The organism is Achromobacter sp., assembly GCF_032102605.1.
Taxonomy (GTDB): Bacteria; Pseudomonadota; Gammaproteobacteria; order Burkholderiales; family Burkholderiaceae_B; genus Achromobacter.
On record NZ_DAMDGT010000004.1, the window covers coordinates 363,420 to 387,103 of the forward strand.

The 23,684-nt window shown below is 64.4% G+C and carries 23 protein-coding genes; 9 read left to right on the plus strand and 14 right to left on the minus strand.

Going from position 1 to position 23,684, the window contains the following annotated elements:
* Positions 1 to 142: 142 nt before the first annotated feature.
* The 4 genes from RT614_RS12135 (at position 143) to ftsB (ending at position 4,076) form a co-directional block, all read left to right on the plus strand.
* Positions 143 to 1,795, plus strand: a complete 1,653-nt coding sequence (locus RT614_RS12135) for a CTP synthase (protein ID WP_313622357.1) — start codon at positions 143 to 145, stop codon at positions 1,793 to 1,795.
* Between the two features lie 203 nt (positions 1,796 to 1,998).
* On the plus strand, positions 1,999 to 2,283 hold the full coding sequence (locus RT614_RS12140) for a DUF1330 domain-containing protein (protein WP_008161884.1): 285 nt from the start codon (positions 1,999 to 2,001) through the stop codon (positions 2,281 to 2,283).
* A 4-nt stretch (positions 2,284 to 2,287) separates the two neighbouring features.
* Positions 2,288 to 3,574 (plus strand): phosphopyruvate hydratase, encoded by a 1,287-nt coding sequence (gene eno, locus RT614_RS12145; RefSeq protein WP_008161881.1) that lies wholly within the window; start codon positions 2,288 to 2,290, stop codon positions 3,572 to 3,574.
* Positions 3,575 to 3,641: 67 nt separating this feature from the next.
* Positions 3,642 to 4,076 (plus strand): cell division protein FtsB, encoded by a 435-nt coding sequence (gene ftsB, locus RT614_RS12150; RefSeq protein WP_313622358.1) that lies wholly within the window; start codon positions 3,642 to 3,644, stop codon positions 4,074 to 4,076.
* Between the two features lie 48 nt (positions 4,077 to 4,124).
* Here ftsB and RT614_RS12155 read toward each other — a convergent pair whose 3' ends face one another.
* The 14 genes from RT614_RS12155 to RT614_RS12220 all read right to left on the minus strand — a co-directional run bounded on the left by RT614_RS12155 (position 4,125) and on the right by RT614_RS12220 (position 19,035).
* Positions 4,125 to 4,898: a pilus assembly protein gene (locus RT614_RS12155; protein ID WP_313622359.1), complete on the minus strand. Its 774-nt coding sequence runs from the start codon at positions 4,896 to 4,898 to the stop codon at positions 4,125 to 4,127.
* Between the two features lie 74 nt (positions 4,899 to 4,972).
* Complete coding sequence (gene hslO, locus RT614_RS12160) at positions 4,973 to 5,902, minus strand: Hsp33 family molecular chaperone HslO (protein WP_313622360.1); 930 nt, start codon at positions 5,900 to 5,902, stop codon at positions 4,973 to 4,975.
* A gap of 73 nt (positions 5,903 to 5,975) precedes the next feature.
* Complete coding sequence (locus RT614_RS12165) at positions 5,976 to 6,497, minus strand: gamma carbonic anhydrase family protein (RefSeq protein WP_313622361.1); 522 nt, start codon at positions 6,495 to 6,497, stop codon at positions 5,976 to 5,978.
* Between the two features lie 2 nt (positions 6,498 to 6,499).
* Positions 6,500 to 8,218 carry an AMP-binding protein gene (locus RT614_RS12170; RefSeq protein WP_313622362.1) on the minus strand — a complete coding sequence of 573 codons (1,719 nt, stop codon included), beginning with the start codon at positions 8,216 to 8,218 and terminating at the stop codon, positions 6,500 to 6,502.
* 125 nt (positions 8,219 to 8,343) lie between these two features.
* Complete coding sequence (locus RT614_RS12175) at positions 8,344 to 9,216, minus strand: UDP-2,3-diacylglucosamine diphosphatase (RefSeq protein WP_313622363.1); 873 nt, start codon at positions 9,214 to 9,216, stop codon at positions 8,344 to 8,346.
* A 140-nt stretch (positions 9,217 to 9,356) separates the two neighbouring features.
* Positions 9,357 to 10,265: a DUF2167 domain-containing protein gene (locus RT614_RS12180; protein ID WP_313622364.1), complete on the minus strand. Its 909-nt coding sequence runs from the start codon at positions 10,263 to 10,265 to the stop codon at positions 9,357 to 9,359.
* Between the two features lie 138 nt (positions 10,266 to 10,403).
* Complete coding sequence (locus tag RT614_RS12185; protein WP_313622365.1) at positions 10,404 to 10,925, minus strand: RDD family protein; 522 nt, start codon at positions 10,923 to 10,925, stop codon at positions 10,404 to 10,406.
* A gap of 336 nt (positions 10,926 to 11,261) precedes the next feature.
* Positions 11,262 to 11,450 carry a hypothetical protein gene (locus tag RT614_RS12190; RefSeq protein ID WP_008161862.1) on the minus strand — a complete coding sequence of 63 codons (189 nt, stop codon included), beginning with the start codon at positions 11,448 to 11,450 and terminating at the stop codon, positions 11,262 to 11,264.
* A gap of 265 nt (positions 11,451 to 11,715) precedes the next feature.
* The gene (locus RT614_RS12195) at positions 11,716 to 13,068 is read right to left on the minus strand and encodes a class I SAM-dependent RNA methyltransferase (protein WP_409558458.1); all 1,353 of its coding nucleotides are present in this window, start codon (positions 13,066 to 13,068) and stop codon (positions 11,716 to 11,718) included.
* 528 nt (positions 13,069 to 13,596) lie between these two features.
* Positions 13,597 to 14,025 carry a CopD family protein gene (locus RT614_RS12200; RefSeq protein WP_313622366.1) on the minus strand — a complete coding sequence of 143 codons (429 nt, stop codon included), beginning with the start codon at positions 14,023 to 14,025 and terminating at the stop codon, positions 13,597 to 13,599.
* A gap of 166 nt (positions 14,026 to 14,191) precedes the next feature.
* The gene (locus RT614_RS12205; RefSeq protein WP_313622367.1) at positions 14,192 to 15,643 is read right to left on the minus strand and encodes a bifunctional 2-methylcitrate dehydratase/aconitate hydratase; all 1,452 of its coding nucleotides are present in this window, start codon (positions 15,641 to 15,643) and stop codon (positions 14,192 to 14,194) included.
* Positions 15,644 to 15,700: 57 nt separating this feature from the next.
* A complete protein-coding gene (prpC, locus tag RT614_RS12210) occupies positions 15,701 to 16,894 on the minus strand; it encodes a 2-methylcitrate synthase (protein WP_313622368.1) in 1,194 nt (397 codons plus the stop codon).
* Between the two features lie 90 nt (positions 16,895 to 16,984).
* On the minus strand, positions 16,985 to 17,875 hold the full coding sequence (gene prpB, locus RT614_RS12215; protein ID WP_105237844.1) for a methylisocitrate lyase: 891 nt from the start codon (positions 17,873 to 17,875) through the stop codon (positions 16,985 to 16,987).
* 170 nt (positions 17,876 to 18,045) lie between these two features.
* Positions 18,046 to 19,035, minus strand: coding sequence for a malate dehydrogenase (locus RT614_RS12220; protein ID WP_054429535.1), 990 nt, complete (start codon positions 19,033 to 19,035; stop codon positions 18,046 to 18,048).
* 368 nt (positions 19,036 to 19,403) lie between these two features.
* Between RT614_RS12220 and RT614_RS12225 the strand changes: the two genes are divergently transcribed.
* From RT614_RS12225 to RT614_RS12245, 5 genes are all read left to right on the plus strand, one after another.
* Complete coding sequence (locus tag RT614_RS12225; protein WP_171664171.1) at positions 19,404 to 20,183, plus strand: GntR family transcriptional regulator; 780 nt, start codon at positions 19,404 to 19,406, stop codon at positions 20,181 to 20,183.
* 120 nt (positions 20,184 to 20,303) lie between these two features.
* Positions 20,304 to 20,717 (plus strand): succinate dehydrogenase, cytochrome b556 subunit, encoded by a 414-nt coding sequence (sdhC, locus tag RT614_RS12230; RefSeq protein ID WP_008161845.1) that lies wholly within the window; start codon positions 20,304 to 20,306, stop codon positions 20,715 to 20,717.
* Positions 20,718 to 21,101: a succinate dehydrogenase, hydrophobic membrane anchor protein gene (sdhD, locus tag RT614_RS12235; protein ID WP_056567857.1), complete on the plus strand. Its 384-nt coding sequence runs from the start codon at positions 20,718 to 20,720 to the stop codon at positions 21,099 to 21,101.
* Between the two features lie 3 nt (positions 21,102 to 21,104).
* Complete coding sequence (gene sdhA, locus RT614_RS12240; protein ID WP_175122896.1) at positions 21,105 to 22,883, plus strand: succinate dehydrogenase flavoprotein subunit; 1,779 nt, start codon at positions 21,105 to 21,107, stop codon at positions 22,881 to 22,883.
* An 18-nt stretch (positions 22,884 to 22,901) separates the two neighbouring features.
* Positions 22,902 to 23,618 (plus strand): succinate dehydrogenase iron-sulfur subunit, encoded by a 717-nt coding sequence (locus RT614_RS12245; RefSeq protein WP_056322095.1) that lies wholly within the window; start codon positions 22,902 to 22,904, stop codon positions 23,616 to 23,618.
* The last annotated feature ends 66 nt before the right edge of the window (positions 23,619 to 23,684 follow it).

The following is a 23,684-nucleotide window of genomic DNA, read 5'->3' on the forward strand; positions in this document are numbered from 1 at the left end:
CGCGCGCCCCTTGCGCCAGTGTCGTGCCGAGTGCAGTCAAATGTTACCCGGCTGAAGCTAGGGGAAAACCCAAACAAGTCGCGGCGCCCGGCTATAATCCAAATTTCCCGCACGCGCCCGCTCGTCCCGGGTGCTCATTACGATGACCAAATACGTATTTGTCACCGGCGGTGTGGTGTCTTCCCTGGGCAAGGGCATCGCCGCCGCGTCGCTTGCCGCCATTCTCGAGTCGCGTGGTTTGCAGGTAACCATGCTGAAGCTCGACCCCTACATCAACGTCGATCCGGGCACGATGAGCCCCTTCCAGCACGGTGAAGTGTTCGTCACTGAAGACGGCGCCGAAACCGACCTGGACCTGGGCCACTACGAGCGCTTCATTTCCGCTCGCATGCACAAGGTGAACAACTTCACCACCGGCCAGATCTACGAGTCCGTGCTGCGCAAAGAGCGCCGTGGCGACTACCTGGGCAAGACCGTCCAGGTGATTCCGCACATCACCAACGAAATCCAGGACTTCATCGCCCGCGGCGCCGAAGCCGGCTGGAACGGCAACACCGACGTCGCCATCGTTGAGATCGGCGGCACGGTGGGCGACATCGAATCCCTGCCATTCCTGGAAGCCGCGCGCCAGATGAGCCTGCGCATGGGACGCAACAACGCGGCTTTCGTCCATCTGACGCTTGTCCCGTTCATCGCCTCCGCCGGCGAACTCAAGACCAAGCCTACGCAGCACTCGGTGCAGAAGCTGCGCGAAATCGGCATCTACCCGAACGCGCTGCTGTGCCGCGCCGACCGTCGCATCCCCGACGACGAGCGCGCCAAGATCTCGATGTTCTCCAACGTGCCCCTGGATGCGGTCATTTCCGTCTGGGACGCCGATTCCATCTACAAGATCCCCGCCATGCTGCACAAGCAGGGCGTGGACAACATCGTCTGCGAAGCCCTGGGCCTGACCCCGCCGCCGGCCGATCTGTCCATGTGGGACAACCTGGTCGAGGCGCTGGAAAATCCGGAACACCAGCTCACCATCGGCATGGTCGGCAAGTACGTCGACCTCACCGAGTCGTACAAGTCGCTGACGGAAGCGCTGGTCCACGCCGGCATTCACACGCGCTCGAAGATCAACATCGAGTACATCGACTCGGAAGACATCGAAACCCGCGGCACCGACCAGCTCAAGCACCTGGACGCCATCCTGGTTCCGGGCGGCTTCGGCAAGCGCGGCACCGAAGGCAAGATCGCCGCCATCCGCTACGCCCGTGAAAACGGCGTGCCTTACCTGGGCATCTGCCTGGGCATGCAACTGGCCGTCATCGAATTCGCGCGCCACGTCGCCGGCCTCGGCGGCGCCAACAGCACCGAATTCGATCCCTCCGCGCCGCACCCCGTGGTTGCACTCATCACGGAATGGATGGACCGCGAAGGCAAGGTCGAAAAGCGCGACACCACGTCCGACCTGGGCGGCACCATGCGCAAGGGCGCACAGCGCGTGCCGATCAAGTCGGGCACCCGCGCCCAGGCCATCTATGGCGACGAAGTGAACGAGCGTCACCGTCATCGCTACGAGGTCAACAACGTCTACGTGCCGCGCCTTGAAGAGGCCGGCATGGTGATCAGTGCTCGCACCCCCAGCGAAAATCTGCCGGAAATGATGGAATTGCCGGATCACCCGTGGTTCGTCGGTGTGCAGTTCCACCCCGAGTTCACGTCCACCCCGCGCGACGGTCATCCGCTGTTCTCCAGCTACATCCGCGCCGCCATCGAGCAGAAAGCTCGCCGCGGCCAGGAGGCCTGATGCGCGTCCGCGGTCTCGAGTTCCGTAAGCGGATCTTCGAGGCCGCGGGCCGTTTCCCCAGCGCCGCCCTGTACGGCGGCGCTTCTTTCGGATACAACCGATTAGCATCGGATATGCGTCGCCCGGCCGCCTTGCGCGACACTGGCGGCGGCGTTGTATCCGGCGTCAGACCGAAACCAACGCAACTGCTCTGAAGGAACCCCATGAGTGCCTATCTGATCGCCGACGTCAAAGTCACGAAACCCGCGCAGTACGAGGATTACAAACGCCTGTCCACGCTCGCCATGCGCGCGTACGATGCGAAGATCCTGGTGCGCGGCGGCGAATCCCGGCATCTCGAGGGGCGTGAGCCTGGCCGTACCGTCGTCATGGAGTTTCCGTCCATGGCCGCGGCGCAGGCTTTCTACGACTCCTGGCAGTACCGCCGTGCCCGCAACGCCCGCGAAGGCGCGGCCGTCATGAATATGTTTATCGTTCAGGGAATGTAAAGTCATGAGTGCAATCGTCGACATCATCGGCCGCGAGATTCTGGATTCGCGCGGCAACCCCACCGTGGAATGCGATGTGCTGCTGGAATCCGGCGCCATGGGCCGTGCGGCCGTGCCGTCCGGCGCATCCACCGGCGCCCGCGAAGCCATCGAGCTGCGCGACGGCGACAAGAGCCGTTATCTGGGCAAGGGCGTGCTGCGCGCCGTTGAAAACCTGAATACGGAAATCTCCGAAGCCCTGATGGGCCTGGACGCGCAGGAGCAGACGTTCGTCGATCGCACCCTGATCGAGCTGGACGGCACCGAGTCCAAGGAACGCCTGGGCGCCAACGCCATCCTGGCGGCCAGCATGGCAGTGGCCCGCGCCGCCGCCGATGAATCGGGCCTGTCCCTGTACCGTTATTTCGGCGGCAGCGGCCCCATGAGCATGCCCGTCCCGATGATGAACGTCATCAACGGCGGCGCGCACGCCAACAACACGCTCGATCTTCAGGAACTGATGATCCTGCCGGTGGGCGCTGGCAGCTTCCGCGAAGCCCTGCGCTGGGGCGCCGAAGTCTTCCACATGCTCAAGAAGCTGATCCACGGCCAAGGCATGTCCACCGCCGTCGGCGACGAGGGTGGTTTCGCCCCCAACGTGCCCAGCCATGAAGCCGCCATCCAGCTCATCCTCAAGGCCATCACCGAAGCCGGCTACGAGCCGGGCTCGCAGATCGCCCTGGGCCTGGACTGCGCCAGCTCCGAGTTCTACCGCGACGGCAAGTACACCCTGGCCGGCGAAGGCGGCATTTCGCTTTCCTCGCAGGAATTCACCAACCTGCTGGCCACGTGGTGCGACAAATACCCGATCATCTCCATCGAAGACGGCATGGCCGAAAACGACTGGGAAGGCTGGAAGCTGCTGACCGACCAACTGGGCAAGAAGGTGCAGCTGGTGGGCGACGACCTGTTCGTCACCAACACCAAGATCCTGCGCGAAGGCATCCAGAAGGGCGTCGCCAACTCGATCCTCATCAAGATCAACCAGATCGGCACCCTGACGGAAACGTTCGCCGCCATCGAAATGGCCAAGCGCGCCGGCTACACCGCCGTCGTGTCGCACCGTTCGGGCGAAACCGAAGACTCGACCATCGCCGACATCGCCGTGGCTACCAACGCCATGCAGATCAAGACCGGTTCGCTGTCGCGTTCGGATCGCATGTCCAAGTACAACCAGCTCCTGCGCATCGAAGAGGAACTGGCTGAAGTGGCGTCGTACCCCGGCCTGGAAGCTTTTTACAACCTGCGTTGATGAGAAGCGCGGCCGCGGCTTGACGCCGGGGCCGCATCCACGCCACGACTGCTGAGGGTTCCCGCGTATGCGCCTGTTGTTCCTGGTGCTGTTCGTGCTGCTAGGCCTGATCCAATACCCGCTGTGGCTGGGTAAGGGCGGGTGGTTCAAGGTCTGGGATCTGCAACGCCAGGTGGCGGAGCAGCGCGAGACCAACGAAGGCCTGCGCGCGCGCAATGCCGCTCTTGAAGCCGAAGTGCGGGACCTCGAAGGGGGTTCCGGAGCCATCGAAGAGCGGGCGCGCGGAGAGCTGGGCATGATGCGCGACGGCGAAGTATTCGTGCACATCCTGCCCAAGAACACCCAGCCCCCGACCGGCGGCGCCTCGCTTTCCGCCGAGGCCCCCAAACCGGCCACGCCAGCCCGCACCAGCGCGCCGGCTGCGCGGCCCGCCAGTCCCGCCCCGGCAAGACCGGCTGCGGCGTCCGGCGCCGCGAATTCAGGCTCGACCGCCCGGCACTGAAGCCGGGGTGGCTGGCCGGGCATCATCTGCCCGCGCCGCATCACTTTCCTAATTGCAACGTACCCGGCGGCATTCGCCGTGCACCACGCCATCCGCGCGAGGCGTCCTGCGCGCCCAGTCGACCGGGTGCGTATGCATTTCCGATTCCAGCTCGACCATGATGGGCAACAGGCCCCGTGATCGCGCCGTTCCCATGTAGCTGTCGTCGCCCCGACCGAGCACGGCCAGCAAGGCGCGCAGCGGGGGCAGCAGCGGCTTGTGCAGATAGGTCAGGCGCAGCTTGAGTGTGTTGGCCTGGAAGATGTCCTGCCCGCCTGCGCGAGGCGGCTGGCGGCCATGCTGCAGGTCCTGGTAGTCGTTGTCGATGGCCCGAAGTTCGGGCGCCACGGCCACCCGCAAACCCGGCCGGCTGTGTTCCCGAAAGGATTGCTCGTCCGGAAGCAGCACTTCGATGCGCCAGGGCCTTGAGCCGGTCAACGCTGCTATTTCCGTCATGGCCAGGGCTTGCCGCCGCATGGCGCCCTCAGGGCCTTGTGCGTCGGCGTGCAGCGGCAGCAGCGCCTGCAAAAACGCCGCCCTGATGGATACGGGGTCGCCGTGGGCCGTGGCGCCGGCGCGGGCGGCTTCCGTGAGGGCCAGGTGCGCGATCTGGCGCGCCGTATGCCAGCGGGCCGCTTCCACGGACAGCAGGCCCAGCAGCAGCACGATCGCGCCCGCCACGGCAAACTCGATGGCGGCGGCGCCATGCTGTCGGCAGGGGGCGTGGCCCCGACGCGGAAAAAAGAAGAGGGCGGTCATGGGTGCGCAGTGTGGCGCGTCCATGACCGCCCGCCTATACGGACAATCCGGTGTGATGAAAACGGCCCTGCGCGCTTGCCGCGCAGGCCATGCGCCTGTCAGTGCACGGTCGGGGGCGCGTCTCCGGAAGCCGGCTGGTTCGGCGAGAACAGGGCGGCGCAGTCCACGGCGTCGAACTTGTACGGCTTGCCGCAGAAATCGCAGCCCACGTCCACCTGGCCGCGTTCGGCCAGGATGCTGTTGACCTCTTGTTCGCCCAGCGAGCGCAGCATGTTGGCCACGCGCTCGCGGGTGCAGGGGCAGTGCCAGCTGACCGGTTGGGGGTCGAATGCCACCAGCGTTTCTTCCCAGAACAGGCGGTGGATCAACGTGTCGATTTCCGTAGCCAGCATTTCGTCGCCCTTGAGCGTTCCAGCCAGAGCATTGATGCGGTCCCACGTTTCGGTGGCGGCCTGCTCGGACAGGATCTGCGCGTCGGCGCCGCCATGATGGGGCAGGCGCTGGATGAGCATGCCCGCCGCATGGTCGGCGTCGGCGGACAGCCATAGGCGGGTATCCAGCTGCTCGGAGGCTTTCATGTAGTGCTGCAGGGCTTCTGCAACGGTGTCGCCCTGGAGCGGCACGATGCCCTGATAGGCCTGCTGGCCGGGCAGCTTGCGCTGCGGATCCAGCACGACGATGAAGCGTCCATTGCCGCCAGGATTCAGCAGGCTTTGCATGTCGCCTTCGGTGGGCACGTCATGGCCATCGCGCATCTTGACGGTGGCGCGCAGGCTGAGGTCGGAACGGCATTCCACCACCAGCAGGGCGATGGGGCCGTCGCCCTGGATCTGAAGCACCAGCGAGCCATCGAACTTGATGTTCGCGGCGAGCAGCGTGGATGCGGCCACCAGTTCGCCCAAAAGATGGGTGATGGCTGGGGGGTAGTCGTGGTTGGCCTGGACGGCCTTCCAGGTGTCGGACAGGCGCACCGCCTGGATGCGGGCGCTGCGGTCTTCGGTAAGGTATTTTTTGAGCTGATCGGTCATGAGGGAATGTTAGCCGATCGGAGGGGGGTATTCCCCCTGCTGGCAGCAGGGGTTGGGCCGGTCGCCGGGGGCGTCAGGCCAGGCGCTTGAGCGCTGTTTTGTACTGTTGGCCCCGCGCCACGTAATGGGCCGTATTTTTGTGCAGATTGGCGATTTCCTCGTCGGAAAGCTCCCGGACGATCTTGCCGATGCCGATGACCAGGGAATTGTCCGGAATGACGCGGTCTTCGGGAATGATGGCGCCGGCGCCGATCAGGCAATTGCGGCCGATGACGGCATTGTTCAGCACGATCGCCTGCATGCCGACCAGGGCGCCTTCGTGGATGGTGCAGCCATGCAGCATGGCCTGGTGCCCGACGGTGACGTTCGGGCCGATCGTCATGGGACAGCCGGCATCCACGTGCAGGACGCTGGATTCCTGGATGTTGGTGCCATGGCGGATCAGGATGGCGTCGTTGTCGCCTCGGATGGAAACGTGCGACCAGATGCTGACACCGGCTTCCAGCGTGACGTTGCCGATGATGTCCGCGCTGTCCGCCACATAGGCCTGCGAGTCGATGCGGGGGATGAGATCGTTGAGTTGATAGATGGCCATGCCTACGTCTCCGGTTGCTGCGCCGGGGCGGCAGAAGGCGCTGCTCCAACGTCCGTATTGCTTGCGCTGGCTAGCGCGCGTTCTTCTTCGCGCAGGCGCAGGACGCGCCGTTGGATCTTGCCGGTGGTGGTCATGGGCAGTTCGTCCACGAACTCGATTTCCTTCGGATATTCGTACGGCGCGAGGCGCTCGCGTACGTGCTCCTGCAGGTTTTCCGTGACTTCGGCGCGGTCGCGGTCGGCAAATTCCGGGGTCAGCACCACGTACGCCTTCACCAGGGCGCCGCGTTCGGCATCCGGCTTTGGCACGACGGCTGCATTGGCAACCGCCGGGTGGCCGACCAGGCAGCTTTCTATCTCCCCGGGGCCGATCCGGTACCCCGCGGACTTGAACACGTCGTCGGCGCGGCCGGCGTACCAGAAGTATCCATCGCGATCCACGGTGGCCAGGTCGCCCGTCAGGCACCAGTCGCCCTTGAACTTGGCGAGGGTTGCGGCTTCATTGCGCCAGTAGCCCAGGAACATGACGGGGTCGGGGAAACCGTGGATGTCCAGTCGGTTGACCGCGATCTCGCCGGTTTCGCCGGGCGCGACGGGCGCGCCGTGCTCGTCCAGCACGGCCACGTTGTGGCCCGGATACGGCCTGCCCATGGAGCCCGGCTTGGCGGGCCAGCGCTTGTTGCTGTTGCCCACCACGTAGTTCATTTCAGTCTGGCCGAACATCTCGTTGGGCGTCACGCCCAGCGCAGAACGGCACCATTCGAAGACGGATTCGCCCACGCTTTCACCCGCGCTCATGATGGAGCGCAGGGCGAGCTGGTAGCGGTGGCGGGGTTCGGGCACCGCCTTCATCATCATCTTCAGCGCGGTGGGGAAGAGGAAGGTGTTGGTGACCTGGTAGCGTTCCAGCAGCTCGAACGCGCGCTCGACCGAAAAGCGCCCGCGCGTGCCGACGATGGGATGGCCAAAGTACAGCGTGGGAAGCAGCGCATCCATCATGCCGCCCGTCCAGGCCCAGTCTGCAGGCGACCAGAACACATCGGCGGGTTTCGGAAACCAGTCTTGCGAGGCTACGAAGCCCGGCAGGTTGCCGATCAGCACGCTGTGCGGCAGCAGCGCGCCCTTGGGGGCGCCAGTGGTGCCTGACGTGTAAAGCAGGATGGCCGGGTCCGAGGACCGCGTCTGCACAGCCTTGAATTCGTTGGGTTGGCGGGCCAGCAGGCTGCGCCACGGCAGGACACGCTCGTCCGCGAAGCCGATTCCGATGACCTGTTGCAGCGCGGGGCAGTTGTCCGTGATGGACAGCAGGTTGGTGCTGGAAGCATGGTCGACGATGGCCACGCGGGTCTCGGAGTCTCGCAGGCGGCTCTCCAGCGCCTCCGGTCCGAACAGCGCCGACAAGGGCAACACCACTCCGCCGACGCTGTAGATGGCCATGTGGGCAACCACGGTCTCAGGGCGTTGTCCCAAAACCACACCGACGCGGTCGCCACGCCCCACGCCCATCTTCACCAGGCCGTTGGCCAGTTGATTGGCGGCTTCCGCCAACCGGGCGAAGGTCCAGACCTCGCGGTTGCCGGATTCATCTTCGTAGTAGATGGCAATGCGCCGCGCATCCGGACTGCTGGATGCCCAGCGGTGGCAGCACGCTTCCGCGATGTTGAACTGGGTGGGCACCAGCCAGCGGAATGTTTGGTAGAGCGCCTGATATTGGTCGTTCATGGCCCTATGTTGTAAGCATGTTGCGGCGTGAACGGGCCATCGCGCCCGTTACCCAGTTGCAAGCATGACCTAGAGGGGCGTGAACTGCAATATCCTCGTTGCGTAACGGGGACGCATAAGGGTTATCACGGATACTTGCCCTGGCGGCGCAGCGCCGACGGAAGGGCGGGCAGCGTCAGCGATCGGGGCGGGCGGCTGGCCGGGTCCCGGTGGCGCTCGGTCTGCAGAACCGCCCAGTCCAGCAGTTGCAGCTGCCCATCATGCGTTTCCGCCAGGGCGGACAGGCTTTCCACCCAGTCGCCGTCATTGCAATAGAGAATGCCGCCGACGTCACGCAGTTCAGCCTTGTGGATGTGGCCGCAGACCACGCCGTCCAGTCCCCGGCGCCGGGCTTCGCCGGCCAGCGCTTCCTCGAAATCGGTGATGAACGACACCGCGTTCTTGACCCGGTGCTTCAGGTATTGCGACAGGGACCAGTAATGCATGCCCAGACGATTGCGCATGCGGTTGAAATGATGGTTGATCCACAACGCCAATTGATAAAGGCCGTCGCCCAGGTGCGCCAGCCAGCGGCTGTGCTGGATCACGCCGTCGAACTGGTCGCCATGCAGAACCAGCAGGCGCAGTCCCTTGGCGGTGACGTGCACGTCTTCGTCCAGCACTTCGATGTCGCCGAAGGCAAATCCGGCGAACTCCCGCGCGAATTCATCGTGGTTGCCGGGGATGAACACCACCCGCGTGCCGTTGCGCGCCTTGCGCAGGATGCGTTGGACCACGTCGTTGTGCGCGCGCGGCCAGTGCCAGTGCTTGCGCAGCTGCCAGCCGTCGACGATGTCACCCACCAGGTACAGGGTGTCCGATTCGTTGTGGTCCAGGAAATCGAGCAGGAATTCCGCCTTGCACCCGGCAGTGCCCAGGTGAATATCGGAAATCCAGAGCGCGCGCCAATGGGCAGGTTGGATTTCGGTCACGGTCGCGTCCCTGTGGGCTGTGGTCATGCTTGAGAATGAAACCATCGCGCGATGACCAAGCCATGACGAATCCATGACAGCGTTGTGACGTTGAAATGCGGGAGGGCCCGCGGCGGCGCGGGCTCACCGGCAGGATCAGACCGGCCGGCGTGTCCACGCATCCGGGATCAGGATTGCTGGCGTTCCGCCTTCTTGCCCCGCAACAGTTTCCACAGGCTTCCACCCAACGCGGCGGCCGCCAGGATGGCCACCTTGGCGAATTTGGCCAGGAAAGCCGCGATGACGGCGAACAAACCGAGTTTCTTTGCTGCAACCCCGGTCACCAGCGCCGCCAGACCGTATTCGGCGACCTTGTCGGTGGAGGCGTCGAAATCGGCGTAGCGCTTGCCTTCCACGTAGTGCAGGTTGTCCAGCAATGCCAGCACAGCCGCCTTGTCCATCGGCACGCGGCCTTTCTCAGTGATGAGGTCCAGCGTGATGTAGCCCTCGCGTCCCAGGGCGTAGGTGTTGTAGTTGACGGTGGGATCCTCGTCGGCGCCCGCGCCCTTGTGCTTTGCGGCGACAGACCACACCAGGCGTTGCGTGTTGCTGTCGTACTTGGGTGCTTCCACCCAACCGTCCACCGTCAATTCCGGGAAGCCCCGCTTCTTGCGTTCCTCGTTCGAGGCTTCCGTGCCTTCGCGCAGACTGTCCAGCAATTCAGTGACGTTCCAGTTCCGGGCGTCGTCGTCCTTGATATAGCCCGCCTTGTCGAAGTTCACGGTGACGACCCAGTCCTCGTCGTCGCTCTTGGGCATCACGACGCCCAGGAGCGAAGGATCCTTGCCGTTGCCGTATGCCTGCATCAGGCGCTCGGCCTGGGGACGCGGCACAAAGAACATGCTTTGCGGCAGGTTCAACTTGGCCTGGTCGCCCAGGGTCACTTCGTCGGGGCCTTGCCTGGCAGCGCCGAAGGCCGCTTTGGTGGCCGATTCGATTTCTTGCTGGGCCGATGCGTTTTGAGCGGATGCGCCCGCATGCAGGAAAAGCAGCGCGCTGGCGAGTGCCAGCGGCAGGCGGGAAAGAAAAGCGCGCATGGTGATAATGAAGCCGTCAGATAAATGGGGCCCCATTGTCTTGGCGGATGCCTGTCAACTTTCTGAACAGGCCCCTTAATTCACGACACTCGGATTCTTTCGGCTACCAGGTGTGTCTGGCGAGCGGCCGGTGGGCGATCAGCGGGCTTTTTTTGACTTGGCTTGCGGCGCGTTGCGCAAGCGCGTGCCCAGGATGCGGTCGTGCAAGAATTGCCCGTCGGGGTCAAGCCAGGACCAGGCGAAGATCGTGAAAGGCGCCGCGACGATGAACATGTCCATCGACGGCCAACCCGTGGCGGTGGCTGCGGCCCAAACCACGGCTGCGCCGGCCAGCACCAGCGGCCACGCCAGGATATAGCGCAGGACAAGACGCCCCATCGACGGCGTGTTGCCGTCGCGGTCCACCAGACGGATGTTCCAGGTCTTCATCGGCAGCGTCTGCCCGCGGCGTCGCCAGCACAGCACGAAATAGGCCCCGATCGCAATGAACAGCCAGGCCTGCCGGGCGCCCCGCAGTTCGAGGGCATTCTTGCTTTGGGTCAGGGTATCCAACAGGTAACCCGCCAGGAAGACCACGCCGAACAGCAGCACGGCTTCGTACATCATGCAGGCAAATCGGCGCAGCCGATTGGGAGTCTGGTCGAGGGAGGCGTCGTTCATGGAGCCGTATTGTATGGTCAGCCCCCACGCCGCGCACGCTTCGCTGTATGGTTAGCCCCCACGCCGCGCACGCTTCGCTGTATGGTTAGCCCCCACGCCGCGCACGCTTCGCGTGCTAGCTGGCCCCCGAGGGGGCTGCCCCGCCTTCGGGCGGCCGGGCGGCGGGGCGGCTGTCCTTGCAGGGGATGGTGCCGCACGCCGGGGCCGCCTCGTGTGCTTGCTGCTCCTTGCTCCGGGTACCTACGAAAAAAAACCCGCCGGTAAGGGCGGGTCTATAAAAGGGGCTATGCAGCCCCCAAGGGGAAAATCTTTCGGGCCCGAAGGCCCAGGCCGTGTTCAGGCAGCGGAGTGCGCGTTCTTGGCGCTCGTCTTGCCAGCCAGGGCCTTGATGCCGTGGGCCAGCTTGCGCAGCCCTGCAGCCAGCGCCCGCATCGGGTGCGGACGGAATTGTTCTTCAATTGCCTGGAGCATCAATTGACGCTCGAGTTCGTCGGTAAGACGGATGGTGTTGTTCGGGTTGATCACAATAGCCTCCACGGGCTTGGCACAGTTGTTTGCTACTAGGGATAACCCGAATTATAGGGTTTACCCTGAAACTGTGCAAGAGGCGGGTGCAAGCTGGTGCAATGTGGCAACACCTTGGTGCTGATGATGCCCCAAAACTGCGCGGCAAGGCACCATAAGCAAAGATAGCGCCGGCATGTTGCGGCGCTTTTACAACGCGCCGCGTGCGCTTGCCTAAGGGGTTAGCCACCCCGGGGCGCAGCGCGGCGCTTGGGCGTAAAGGGCCTCAGGCGTCCCGGTAACCGGCGGCCACCAGCTCGAATCCGAACAGGCGGCAATCCAGCGAGCCGTTATGCAGCGGCACGCGGCGCTTGGGTTTCAGGCGCATCTGGTTGGGCAGCGTCAGGTCGCTGGTGATGACGTGCAATTGCCAGCCTGCGAAGTTGTGCTTCAGGCAGGTGGCCCATTCACGCCACAGGTCGGCGACCTGCTCGGCGCCCATGCGCTCGCCGTATGGCGGGTTGGTGACGATCCAGCCATGGTCCGCGGGCGCGGTCACGTGGCGGGCGTCGCCCACCTCGAAGCGGATGGAATCGGCCGTAAGCCAGGCGCGTTCGGCGTTGTTCCGGGCAAACTCGATCGCTTGCGGATTGACGTCGTAGCCCACCAGCGGGGCGTCCAGTTGCGGCAGGATGCGCGCTCGGGCGTCTTCCTTCAGATCGCGCCAGCGGTAGGCATCGTGGTCGCGCAGGCGCTCGAAGCCAAACGGACGGGAAATGCCGGGCGGCACGCCCAGCGCGATCCAGGCCGCTTCGATCAGGATCGTGCCGGAGCCGCAGAAAGGATCCACCAGCGGCGCCGCCGGATCCCATCCGGCCAGCGCCAGCATGCCGGCCGCCAGGTTCTCACGCAGCGGCGCTTCGCCCTTGTCCAGGCGCCAGCCGCGCTTGAAGAGGGATTCGCCGGACGTGTCCAGGTACAGCGTGGCGGTATGGCCCGTCAGGAAGAGGTGCACGCGCGCGTCAGGCCGCACGGTGTCGATGCTGGGGCGCTCGCCTTCGAGTTCGCGCAGGCGGTCGCAGATGCCGTCCTTGGCGCGCAGGTTGCAATACTGCAGGCTTTGCACCGGGCTCTTGATGGCCGACGTGTCCACCCGCAGCGTCTGTTCGGCGCCGAACCAGCGCTCCCAGGGCGTGTCGCGGGCCAGATCCAGGATGTCGTCTTCGTGCGAGATCTCGGCGTGGGCCACCTGCACCAGGATGCGAGTGGCCAGGCGCGAATACAGGTTGGCGCGCTGGATGCCCGACCAGTCGGCCGTGAATGAGCAGCCCGCCCGGCCGGCTTTGGCGTCGTCATAGCCCAACGCCTGCATTTCAGCCGTCAGGGCCTCTTCCATGCCTTGGGGGCAGGGGGCGAAAACGGTGAACGTTTCGGCCTGACGGGATTCGCGAGGGCGCCGGCTGCGAACTTCAGTGCGCGGCGCAGTGCGTTCGCGAGAAAAATCCGGTTCTTGCGCGTGATCCGCTTCTTCCGCGTGATCCGGTTCATGCGAGAAATCGGGCTCGGGGGCGAATTCGGGCGCGGGGCCGTCGTCCTCGAACGGATCGTAGAAGCGGCCTGCCGGCGTGGCCGGGGCGATGTATTGGTCGTCCCGCAGGCGCGGCGCGCGCTGCGTCGGTCGCCCGGCGCGCGCGCCGGGACCGGCGTCGCGGCGGCTATCGTCCCGGGCGCCCCGCGCCGGACGGTCACGGTCGGCCGGGCCGCGATCGGCCGGGCTGCGGTCGGCCGGGCCACGGTCACGCGGGCCGCGATCGGACGCAGCGCGGTCCCGTTGATTGCGCTCGTATGGTCCTCGCTCGGACTGGCCGCCACGAGATGCCGGGCCGCCAGTCGGGCCGCCTCGGCCGCCGGCGGAGGACTTGCGCGCGCCGCGCGCTTCCTCTTCCTGGCGCCGCTGGTAGCCAACGGGATCTTTCTGGCGTTCGACGCTATCCCGGGTACGCTCGATCTGCGCAACCAGGCGGGCGCGCGCCCCGGTCCGGGTGCGCTTGGGCGCGCCTTCGGCCTGCGCGTCGCGCGCCGTTTTCTTGATCGTCAGCGTCTTGCGCGAACGGTCCTGTTCATCAGAGGACATACGAATCCTGGCGAATGTGCAAAGGTAGGGGTATCAGAAGGGTTTGACGACGACCAGCGCCACCACCACCAAGAGCAGCAAGACGGGAACTTCGTTGAACCAGCGATAGAACTTGTGCGAACGGGTGTTCTTGCCCTGTTCGAATTTACGCAGCATGAGGCCACAGGCGTGATGGTAGCCGATGACGAGCAGCACGAAAAACAGCTTCGCGTGCATCCAGCCGTTGCCGGGGCCTACGCCGATGCGATAGCCCAGGTAAAGCCACATCCCGAAAATGACCGCCACGATGGCCAGGATGGTGGTGAAACGATACAGGCGGCGGGCCATGCCCAGCAGCGTGGTCTGGACGGCCTCGTCCGAATGCTGCGCCAGGTTCACGAAGATGCGCGGCAGGTAGAACAGGCCGGCAAACCAGGAAGCGATGAAGACGATGTGAAAGGTCTTGACCCAAAGCATGGCCATGGCGTGATCCGTTCGAGGAAAGCCGCATTGTATGCCCCCGACGCGCTCGCCTGGCCGGCGTGCCGTCCCCGCGCAGGCGCTCTGCCTGGGGGCGGCCCGGCGGGGTGACGGGCTTTTTCGAACGGCGCCGACCGCGTGCCCGGAAGCCCGTGGCGGCGCACGCCGCTCAGATCACATAAAGATCCACGTACTCGTGGACCGGCATTGCTTCCAGCGTTTGCTGGTCCAGCGAGGCGGCCAGGATGCGCTGTTGCTGGCGCGGAGGAAACACGCGGGCAAGGTTGGTGCGGAACTTGGACTCAAGCAGGGGGATGCCGTCGTTCCGGCGCCGCTTGTGGCCGATGGGATATTCGCAGACGATTTCATCCAGCGCGGATCCGTCATTGAATTCAACGGTCAGCGCGTTGGCGATCGAGCGCTTGGCGGGGTTGTGATAGTCGCTGGTATAGGCCGGATCTTCCACGCAGACGATCCTGTCGCGCAGCGCATCGATGCGCGGGTCCCGGGCCACCTCGTCTTCGTAGTCGGCGGCGGTCAGGCGTCCGAACAGCACCGGCACGGCCACCATGTACTGGATGCAGTGGTCCCGGTCGGCCGGATTGTCCAAGGGACCCTTTTTGTCGATGATGCGCAGGCAGGCCTCGTGGGTGCGGATCGTTATCTTCTTGATGTCGTCCGCGGTCTTGCCCAGGGCCTTGAGGCTGGCGTTCACCTGCATGGCGCATTCCACCGCGGTCTGCGCATGGAATTCTGCGGGGAACGAAATCTTGAACAGTACGTTTTCCATCACGTAGCTGCCATAGGGACGCTGAAATTTGAACGGCTGGCCCTTGAAGAGCACATCGTAGAAGCCCCAGGTTTTGGCCGTCAGGACGGACGGATACCCCATTTCGCCCGTGCGGGCGATGAGCGCCAGCCGCACCGCCCGGCTGGTGGCGTCGCCGGCCGCCCAGCTTTTGCGGCTGCCGGTATTGGGCGCGTGACGGTACGTGCGCAGGCTTTGCCCGTCGACCCACGCCAGCGATACGGCGTTGATCACTTCGTCGCGATTCAGCCCCAGCATTTGGGCGACCACGGCCGTGGACGCCACCTTGACCAGCACCACGTGGTCCAGGCCTACCTTGTTGAAGGAGTTTTCCAGCGCGATGCAGCCCTGGATTTCGTGCGCCTTGATCATGCCCGTCAGCACGTCGCGCATGGAAAGCGGCGGCTTGCCCGCTGCAACCGCCGTGCGCGACAGCCAGTCGGCCGTGGCCAGGATGCCGCCCAGGTTGTCGGAAGGATGGCCCCATTCGGCGGCCAGCCAGGTGTCATTGAAGTCCAGCCACCGGATCATTGCGCCGATGTTGAACGCGGCCTGGACGGGATCCAGCTGGAACTGCGTGCCCGGCACCTTGGCGCCATTGGGCACCATGGTGCCGGGGACGACAGGCCCCAGCAGTTTGCGGCACGCCGGGTACTCCAGCGCTTCCAGGCCGCAGCCCAGCGTGTCGATCAGGCAGTTGCGCGCGGTGTCGTACGCGAGTTCGCTGCTGACTTCATAGTTCAGGACGTAGTCCGCGATATCGGCCAGGACCTGGTCGGGATCGGGTCGTACGTTCGAGATCGGGGCAGACATAGCAGTACCTCTTCGGGAAGTGAATACAGGTGGCCATGCCGCGCCCTCGATGCCGTCTTACTTGCGCTTGTCGATGGGCACGAACTTCTGGTCTTCCGGGCCCACGTAGTTCGCGGTGGGGCGGATGATCTTGTTGTCGATGCGCTGCTCGATGATGTGGGCCGACCAGCCCGCCGTGCGCGCGATGACGAACAGCGGCGTGAACATGGCGGTGGGCACGCCCATCATGTGATAGCTGACGGCCGAGAACCAGTCCAGGTTGGGGAACATTTTCTTGACGTCCCACATGACCGTTTCCAGGCGTTCCGCGATGTCGAACATCTTGGTGGTGCCGGCCTTCTTGGACAGCTTCTTGGCGACGTCCTTGATGACCTTGTTGCGCGGGTCGGACACCGTGTAGACCGGGTGGCCGAAGCCGATGATGACTTCCTTGGCTTCCACGCGGCGGCGGATGTCGGCCTCTGCCTCTTCCGGCGTCTCGTAGCGCTTCTGCACTTCGAAGGCGACTTCGTTCGCGCCGCCGTGCTTGGGGCCGCGCAGCGCGCCGATTGCGCCGGAGATGGCCGAGAACATGTCCGAGCCCGTGCCGGCGATGACGCGTGCCGTGAACGTGGACGCGTTGAACTCGTGTTCGGCGTACAGGTTCAGCGAGATGTGCATCGCCTTGACCCATTCATCGCTGGGCTTTTCGCCGTGCAGCAGATGCAGGAAATGCCCGCCGATGCTGTCGTCGTCGGTCTGCACGTCGATGACGCGGCCGTTGTGGCTGAAGTGGTACCAGTAGAGCAGGGCCGAACCCAGGTTGGCCATCAGGCGATCGGCGATGTCGCGCGCACCCGGGGTGTTGTGGTCGTCTTTTTCAGGCAGCACGCAGCCCAGCACCGACACGGCCGTGCGCATCACGTCCATCGGGTGGCTGGCGGCCGGCAGGGCTTCCAGGGCGACTTGCAACTGCGCGGGCAGGCCGCGCAGGCTGCGCAGCTTTTCCTTGTAGGCCTTCAGTTCGGCCTTGTTGGGCAGCTTGCCATGGACGAGCAAGTGGGCGATTTCCTCGAACTCGCTGGCGGCAGCGATGTCCAGGATGTCATAGCCGCGGTAGTGCAGGTCGTTGCCGCTGCGGCCGACCGTGCACAATGCGGTGTTGCCCGCGACCACGCCGGACAGCGCAACCGACTTCTTGGGCTTGAAACCGGCTTTTTCTTCCGGCTTGGCGTCCGATTTGGCTTCTTGCTTCTTGGGAGCCGTGCTCATGTCTCTACTCCTTTCCTTACGCGATGGAAGATGCAATGGGTGGCTAGCGGTGCTGCGGGGTGGCCGCGGCGTCGCCAGCGCGTTGCGGGGTCAGGCCTTGCCCTTCTGGAACAGCGCGTCCAGCCTGGATTCGAATTCGTGGTAGCCGATGCGGTCGTAGAGTTCTTCGCGCGTCTGCATCAGGTCGACCACGTTTTTCTGGTGGCCGTCGCGGCGGATGGCGGTGTACACGGCCTCGGCGGCCTTGTTCATGGCGCGGAAGGCCGACAGCGGGTACAGCACCATGCCCACGCCCACGCTCTTCAGTTCTTCCACTGAAAAGAGCGGCGTCTTGCCGAATTCGGTGATGTTGGCCAGCACCGGCACTTTGACCGCCTTGACGAAGCGGTCGTAGGTGGGGAGGTCGTAGGCGGCTTCGGCGAAGATCGCATCGGCGCCGGCTTCAACGCAGGCCAGCGCGCGTTCGATGGCGGCGTCCACGCCGTGCGATGCGATGGCGTCGGTGCGGGCGATCAGATAGAAGTCGCTGTCGGTGCGCGCATCGGCCGCGGCCTTCACGCGGTCGGCCATTTCCTCGGTGGTGACGATTTCCTTGCCGGGACGATGGCCGCAGCGCTTTGCGCCGACCTGGTCTTCGATGTGGCAGGCGGCCGCGCCGAACTTGATCAGGCTCTTGACGGTGCGGGCGATGTTGAAGGCGGACGGGCCGAAGCCGGTATCGATGTCCACCAGCAGCGGCACATCGCAGACGTCGGTGATGCGGCGCACGTCGGTCAGGACGTCGTCCATGGTGTTGATGCCCAGGTCCGGCAGGCCCAGCGAGCCCGCGGCGACACCGCCGCCCGACAGGTAGATGGCGCGGTAGCCGGCGCGCTTGGCCAGGAGTGCGTGGTTCGCGTTGATGGCGCCGATGATCTGCAGCGGATTCTCTTCGGCGAGCGCGCGACGGAAGAGGGCGCCGGGCGATTCGGGTCTGGACATGGTTGTCTCCTGTTCTTGGTAGCCCACGACCTTAGCGTGGGTCCGAAAAATAAATCTGTCCCCTGCGCGACAATCGCTTGCGGCTTGGGCAGAGAGACAGGTGTATGTTCCGGTCCTGCTTAAGGATTGGGCCCGCATGAACGGGCCCAATCCTTTTTACTGCGCGCTGCTTACTTCAGCAGGTCCTTGACGCCGTCGCGCTCTTCGAGGAGCTCTTTCAGCGTGAAGTCCAGGCGCTCACGCGAGAAGGCGTCGATTTCCAGGCCTTCGACGCGCTTGTATTCGCCGTTTTCGGTCGTGACCGGCACGCCGTAGATGATGCCTTCCGGAATGCCGTAGGAGCCGTCCGACGGGATGCCCATCGTGACCCACTTGCCGTTGCTGCCCAGGACCCAGTCACGGACGTGGTCGATGGCGGCGTTGGCGGCCGAAGCGGCCGAGGACAGGCCACGGGCTTCGATGATGGCGGCGCCGCGCTTGCCCACGGTGGGGATGAACGTGTCGCGGTTCCAGGCGTCGTCGTTGATCAGCTTGGAGAGCGATTCGCCGCCGACGGTGGCGAAGCGGAAGTCGGGGTACATGGTGGGCGAGTGGTTGCCCCACACGACCAGCTTTTCGATGTCGGCGACGGCCTTGCCGGACTTGGCGGCCAGTTGCGACAGGGCGCGGTTGTGGTCCAGGCGCAGCATGGCGGTGAAGTTCTTGGCCGGCAGGTCCGGCGCCGACTTCATGGCGATGTAGGCGTTGGTGTTGGCGGGGTTGCCGACGACCAGGACCTTGACGTTGCGGCTGGCGACGTCGTTCAGGGCCTTGCCCTGAGCCGTGAAGATCTGGGCGTTGACCGACAGCAGGTCCTTGCGTTCCATGCCGGGGCCGCGCGGACGGGCGCCAACCAGCAGGGCAACGTCGGCGTCCTTGAAGGCGGTGCGCGGGTCGCTGTGAGCGGTGACTTCCTGCAGCAGCGGGAAAGCGCAGTCATCCAGTTCCATGATGACGCCCTTCAGGGCCTTTTGCGCTTTCTCGTCGGGGATTTCCAGCAGTTGCAGGATGACGGGTTGATCTTTACCCAGCATTTCGCCCGAGGCGATGCGGAATAGCAGTGCGTAACCGATTTGGCCGGCGGCGCCGGTGACGGCGACACGCAAGGCAGGCTTGGACATGGACGTTCTCCGTAATGGTTTTGGCGAGAAAGAAATCTCACCAATCAGTGTAATCGTTGCCCGGGAAATGACGCGCGCGCCGCAGGGCGCGCGGGCGTCCGGCGCGGGGCCCGGGCAGCTTTGAATCCTAGATCGAATTTACGTGTGCGTCAATTGCTCTTCTATCTTATATAAGACATAAGACGTTGGACAGCTCGCCTCCCGATATGCCACAATAGAGCGTTTATTCGAATGCGCCGCAGCCCCTGTTGGCTGCGCGCCTGTATCAAGCCAGAACACCGGCGGCGGCAGCGCATTGCGGATGGGTTTGCATCCTTTGCGCCGCCTGCCCATTCATCCGGATAAACATGACATTTTCAAGAAGATCCATGGCAGAGCCTCGGCCCGAAACCTCCTTACGCACTCGCGCCGCCCGTCCAACGGGCGAGGGGGCCGCTTTCAGTCCGCTCTACCGCCAGATCAAGGATCTGCTTGTCCAAAGCCTCGAACGCGGTGAATGGAAGCCCGGCGAGCTCATCCCCAGCGAAATCGATCTGGCCGCCCGCTTTCAGGTGAGCCAGGGCACGGTGCGCAAGGCGGTCGATGAGCTTGCGGCCGAGCACATGCTGCTGCGCCGCCAGGGCAAGGGCACCTTTGTCGCCACCCATCACGAAGCCCGCGTGCGCTACCGATTCCTGCGCCTGGCCCCCGACGAAGAGGGCGAGGCCGGCCGCGCGGAAAGCCGCATCCTGGAATGCCGGCGCCTGCGCGCGCCCGCCGAGATCGCCCGGGCGCTGGACCTGCGCGCCGGCGAAACCGTCGTCATGATCCGCCGGCTGCTGTCCATGGGGCAGACACCTACCGTGCTGGACGACATCTGGTTGCCCGGCTCCATTTTCCGTGGCCTTACCCTCGAGCTGCTGACCGCCAACAAGGCGCCGCTCTATGGCCTGTTTGAATCCGAGTTCGGCGTGAGCATGGTGCGCGCGGACGAGAAGCTGCGCGCGGTCGCCGCGCCGGCCGAAGTCTGTACGCTGCTTAATGTTGCCGCCGGCGCGCCGTTGTTGCAGGTAGACCGGGTGTCTTACACGTACGGTGACCGCCCCATGGAAATCCGCCGGGGGTTGTACTTGACCGATCGATACCACTACCGCAATAGTCTGAATTGATGAGCTTTTTACCTACGATTTGATACCAACCCATTCTCTGGGCGAAAATACCGTGTTTGCCCGCAAGGGCTCGGCATTTTTGCCGTAACGATTCCCTAGTTCCGAAACACCGAGGCCGTCATGTCCGACACCGCTGCCAAGCCACGTCCGCAGTTTCGCAATATTGGTATTGCGCAACTTGCCAGTTACCGCCTGCCCCTGGCCGGCAAGCTGTCCATTCTGCACCGCGTCAGCGGCGCGTTGTTGTTCCTCTGTCTTCCCTTGGTCATCCTGCCGCTGTTCGCGGCCAGCGTGGCCGCGCCTCAGACGTTCGCGGCCGTGGCCGCCTACGCCGGCAACCCGATCGTAAAGCTTGTCTTCCTGGTCCTCGTCTGGGGCTACCTGCACCACTTCTGTGCGGGCATCCGGTACCTGCTGCTGGACTTGCACATCGGTATCGACAAGCTGTCGGCCAAGAAGAGCGCCGGCGTGGTGTTCGGCGTCAGCCTCGCGCTGACCCTCGTGTTCGCTCTCAAACTGTTCGGAGTGCTGTAAATGGCCGCCGCTAAAAACTACGGACCCAAGCGCCTGGTCGTTGGCGCCCACTATGGCGTCATGGATTTCATCATCCAGCGCATCACGGCCGTCATCATGGCCGTGTATACGCTGGTGCTGCTCATCGGCATCCTGATGATGCCGGCCTTCACGTACGAACACTGGACCGCGCTGTTCAATTTCTACGTGGGCGTTCTTCCGGTTGGTCAAATCCTGGCCACCCTTGCATTCATTGCGCTGGCCTGGCATGCCTGGATTGGCGTGCGCGACATCTGGATGGACTACGTCAAGTCGGTGGGCGTGCGCCTGCTGCTGCAAGTGCTGACGATCCTCTGGCTGGTCGGTTCGGTCGTTTACTTCGCGCAAATCCTCTGGAGCATTTAAGCCGTGGTCTCTGTCTTGAAATCCCTGCCGCGCCGCCAGTTTGATGTGGTGGTCGTTGGCGCCGGCGGAGCCGGCATGCGTTGTTCGCTGCAACTGTCCCAAGCGGGCCTGTCCGTTGCAGTGCTCTCCAAGGTGTTCCCCACGCGTTCGCACACGGTTGCCGCACAAGGCGGCGTGAGCGCCTCGCTGGGCAACATGAGCGAAGACAACTGGTACTGGCACATGTACGACACCGTCAAGGGTTCGGACTGGTTGGGCGACCAGGACGCCATCGAATTCATGTGCCGCGAAGCCCCGAACGCCGTGTACGAGCTCGAGCACTTCGGCATGCCGTTCGACCGCAACCCCGACGGCACGATCTACCAGCGTCCGTTCGGCGGCCACACCGCCAACTTCGGTGAAAAGCCGGTCCAGCGCGCCTGTGCCGCTGCCGACCGCACCGGCCACGCCCTGCTGCACACCCTGTACCAGCGCAACGTCGCGGCGCGCACCCAGTTCTTCGTCGAATGGATGGCGCTGGACCTCCTGCGCAACGAAGCCGGCGACGTCGTGGGCGTGACCGCCCTCGAAATGGAAACGGGCGAAATCTACATCCTGGAAGCCAAGACCACGGTGCTGGCCACCGGCGGCGCCGGCCGTATCTGGGCCGCTTCCACGAACGCGTTCATCAATACCGGCGACGGCCTGGGCATGGCTGCCCGCGCCGGGATCCCGCTGCAAGACATGGAATTCTGGCAGTTCCACCCCACCGGCGTGGCCGGCGCGGGCGTGCTGATCACGGAAGGCGTGCGCGGCGAAGGCGGCATCCTGCTGAACAAGGATGGCGAACGCTTCATGGAGCGCTATGCGCCCACCCTGAAGGATCTGGCGCCGCGCGACTTCGTGTCGCGCTCGATGGACCAGGAAATCAAGGAAGGCCGCGGTTGCGGTCCGGACGGCAGCTACGTGGTGCTCAAGCTTGACCACCTGGGCGCCGACGTCATCAACAAGCGCCTGCCCTCGATCCGCGAAATCGCCATCAAGTTCGGCAACGTGGACCCGATCAAGGAACCGATCCCCGTCGTTCCGACCATCCACTACCAGATGGGCGGCATTCCGGCCAACTACCACGGCCAGGTGCTGACGCGCGAAAACGGCGAGAACAAGATCGTCAACGGCTTGTACGCCATCGGCGAATGCGCCGCGGTGTCGGTCCACGGCGCGAACCGCCTGGGCACCAACTCGCTGCTGGACCTGATCGTGTTCGGCCGCGCCACCGGCAACCACATCGTGAATTCGCACCCGGAGCGCCAGCGCGCCCACCAGGACCTGCCGCAACAGGCCGTCGAATTCTCGCTGGACCGCATCAACAAGCTGGAATCGCGTACGTCCGGCGAAAAGACGCAAGACATCGGCAACGCGATCCGCTTCTCGATGCAGCGCCACTGCGGCGTGTTCCGCACGCTGGACCTGCTGAACGAAGGCGTGACTCAGATCGAAGATCTGGCCAAGCAAGCCGACAGCATCTACTTCAAGGACAAGTCCAAGGTGTTCAACACCGCCCGCGTCGAGGCGCTGGAACTGGCGAACATGACCGAAGTGGCCCGCGCCACGATCAAGTCGGCCGCCGCCCGCACCGAAAGCCGCGGCGCGCATGCGCTGGACGACCACCCGACCCGCGACGACGAGAACTGGCTGAAGCACACGCTGTGGTACTCCGAAGGCAGCCGCCTGGATTACAAGCCTGTTCAGATGAAGCCGCTGACGGTCGAGTCCTTCCCGCCCAAGGCGCGTACCTTCTAAGTCCGGATTGAGCCCACTATGAGCACCAAGAGAATCGTCAAGTTCGAAATCTACCGCTACGATCCGGACAAGGACGAGCGTCCCTACATGCAGAAGCTGGACGTCGAACTCCAGCCCACCGACAAGATGCTGCTTGATGCGCTGGTGCGCATCAAGAACGACGTCGATGACAGCCTGGCCCTGCGCCGCTCGTGCCGTGAAGGCGTGTGCGGTTCCGACGCCATGAATATCAACGGCAAGAACGGCCTGGCCTGCACCACGAACCTGCGCGAACTGAAGGAACCGATCGTCCTGCGTCCGCTGCCGGGTCTGCCCGTCATCCGCGACCTGATCGTGGACATGACGCACTTCTTCAACCAGTACCACTCAATTCGCCCGTACCTCATCAACGACACGCCGCCGCCCGAAAAAGAGCGTCTGCAGTCGCCCGAGGCGCGTGAAGAACTCGATGGTCTGTACGAGTGCATCCTGTGCGCGTGCTGTTCCACTTCCTGCCCGTCGTTCTGGTGGAATCCGGACAAGTTCGTCGGCCCGGCCGGCCTGCTGCAAGCCTACCGCTTCATCGCCGACAGCCGCGACGAAGCCACCGGCGAGCGTCTGGACAACCTGGAAGACCCGTACCGCCTGTTCCGTTGCCACACGATCATGAACTGCGTCGACGTCTGTCCCAAGGGGCTGAACCCGACCAAGGCGATCGGCAAGATCAAGGAACTGATGGTCCGCCGCACGGTCTAGTTTGAAGTAAATTTTTGATCGTCGGCCCGAGGGCTTTTTGCCACCGGGCCACCCCAAGGCGAAAAC

Bases quoted from the DNA above. Each gene is read 5' to 3' on its own strand.
- sdhD (WP_056567857.1), top strand. From the start codon at position 20,718: ATGGCCGCCGCTAAAAACTACGGACCCAAGCGCCTGGTCGTTGGCGCC.
- RT614_RS12135 (WP_313622357.1), top strand. From the start codon at position 143: ATGACCAAATACGTATTTGTCACCGGCGGTGTGGTGTCTTCCCTGGGC.
- RT614_RS12245 (WP_056322095.1), top strand. From the start codon at position 22,902: ATGAGCACCAAGAGAATCGTCAAGTTCGAAATCTACCGCTACGATCCG.
- RT614_RS12140 (WP_008161884.1), top strand. From the start codon at position 1,999: ATGAGTGCCTATCTGATCGCCGACGTCAAAGTCACGAAACCCGCGCAG.
- RT614_RS12185 (WP_313622365.1), bottom strand. From the start codon at position 10,925: ATGAACGACGCCTCCCTCGACCAGACTCCCAATCGGCTGCGCCGATTT.
- RT614_RS12170 (WP_313622362.1), bottom strand. From the start codon at position 8,218: ATGAACGACCAATATCAGGCGCTCTACCAAACATTCCGCTGGCTGGTG.
- sdhC (WP_008161845.1), top strand. From the start codon at position 20,304: ATGTCCGACACCGCTGCCAAGCCACGTCCGCAGTTTCGCAATATTGGT.
- RT614_RS12155 (WP_313622359.1), bottom strand. From the start codon at position 4,898: ATGGACGCGCCACACTGCGCACCCATGACCGCCCTCTTCTTTTTTCCG.
- RT614_RS12205 (WP_313622367.1), bottom strand. From the start codon at position 15,643: ATGTCTGCCCCGATCTCGAACGTACGACCCGATCCCGACCAGGTCCTG.
- eno (WP_008161881.1), top strand. From the start codon at position 2,288: ATGAGTGCAATCGTCGACATCATCGGCCGCGAGATTCTGGATTCGCGC.
- ftsB (WP_313622358.1), top strand. From the start codon at position 3,642: ATGCGCCTGTTGTTCCTGGTGCTGTTCGTGCTGCTAGGCCTGATCCAA.
- RT614_RS12225 (WP_171664171.1), top strand. From the start codon at position 19,404: ATGGCAGAGCCTCGGCCCGAAACCTCCTTACGCACTCGCGCCGCCCGT.
- prpC (WP_313622368.1), bottom strand. From the start codon at position 16,894: ATGAGCACGGCTCCCAAGAAGCAAGAAGCCAAATCGGACGCCAAGCCG.
- RT614_RS12165 (WP_313622361.1), bottom strand. From the start codon at position 6,497: ATGGCCATCTATCAACTCAACGATCTCATCCCCCGCATCGACTCGCAG.
- prpB (WP_105237844.1), bottom strand. From the start codon at position 17,875: ATGTCCAGACCCGAATCGCCCGGCGCCCTCTTCCGTCGCGCGCTCGCC.
- RT614_RS12180 (WP_313622364.1), bottom strand. From the start codon at position 10,265: ATGCGCGCTTTTCTTTCCCGCCTGCCGCTGGCACTCGCCAGCGCGCTG.
- RT614_RS12200 (WP_313622366.1), bottom strand. From the start codon at position 14,025: ATGGCCATGCTTTGGGTCAAGACCTTTCACATCGTCTTCATCGCTTCC.
- RT614_RS12175 (WP_313622363.1), bottom strand. From the start codon at position 9,216: ATGACCACAGCCCACAGGGACGCGACCGTGACCGAAATCCAACCTGCC.
- RT614_RS12220 (WP_054429535.1), bottom strand. From the start codon at position 19,035: ATGTCCAAGCCTGCCTTGCGTGTCGCCGTCACCGGCGCCGCCGGCCAA.
- hslO (WP_313622360.1), bottom strand. From the start codon at position 5,902: ATGACCGATCAGCTCAAAAAATACCTTACCGAAGACCGCAGCGCCCGC.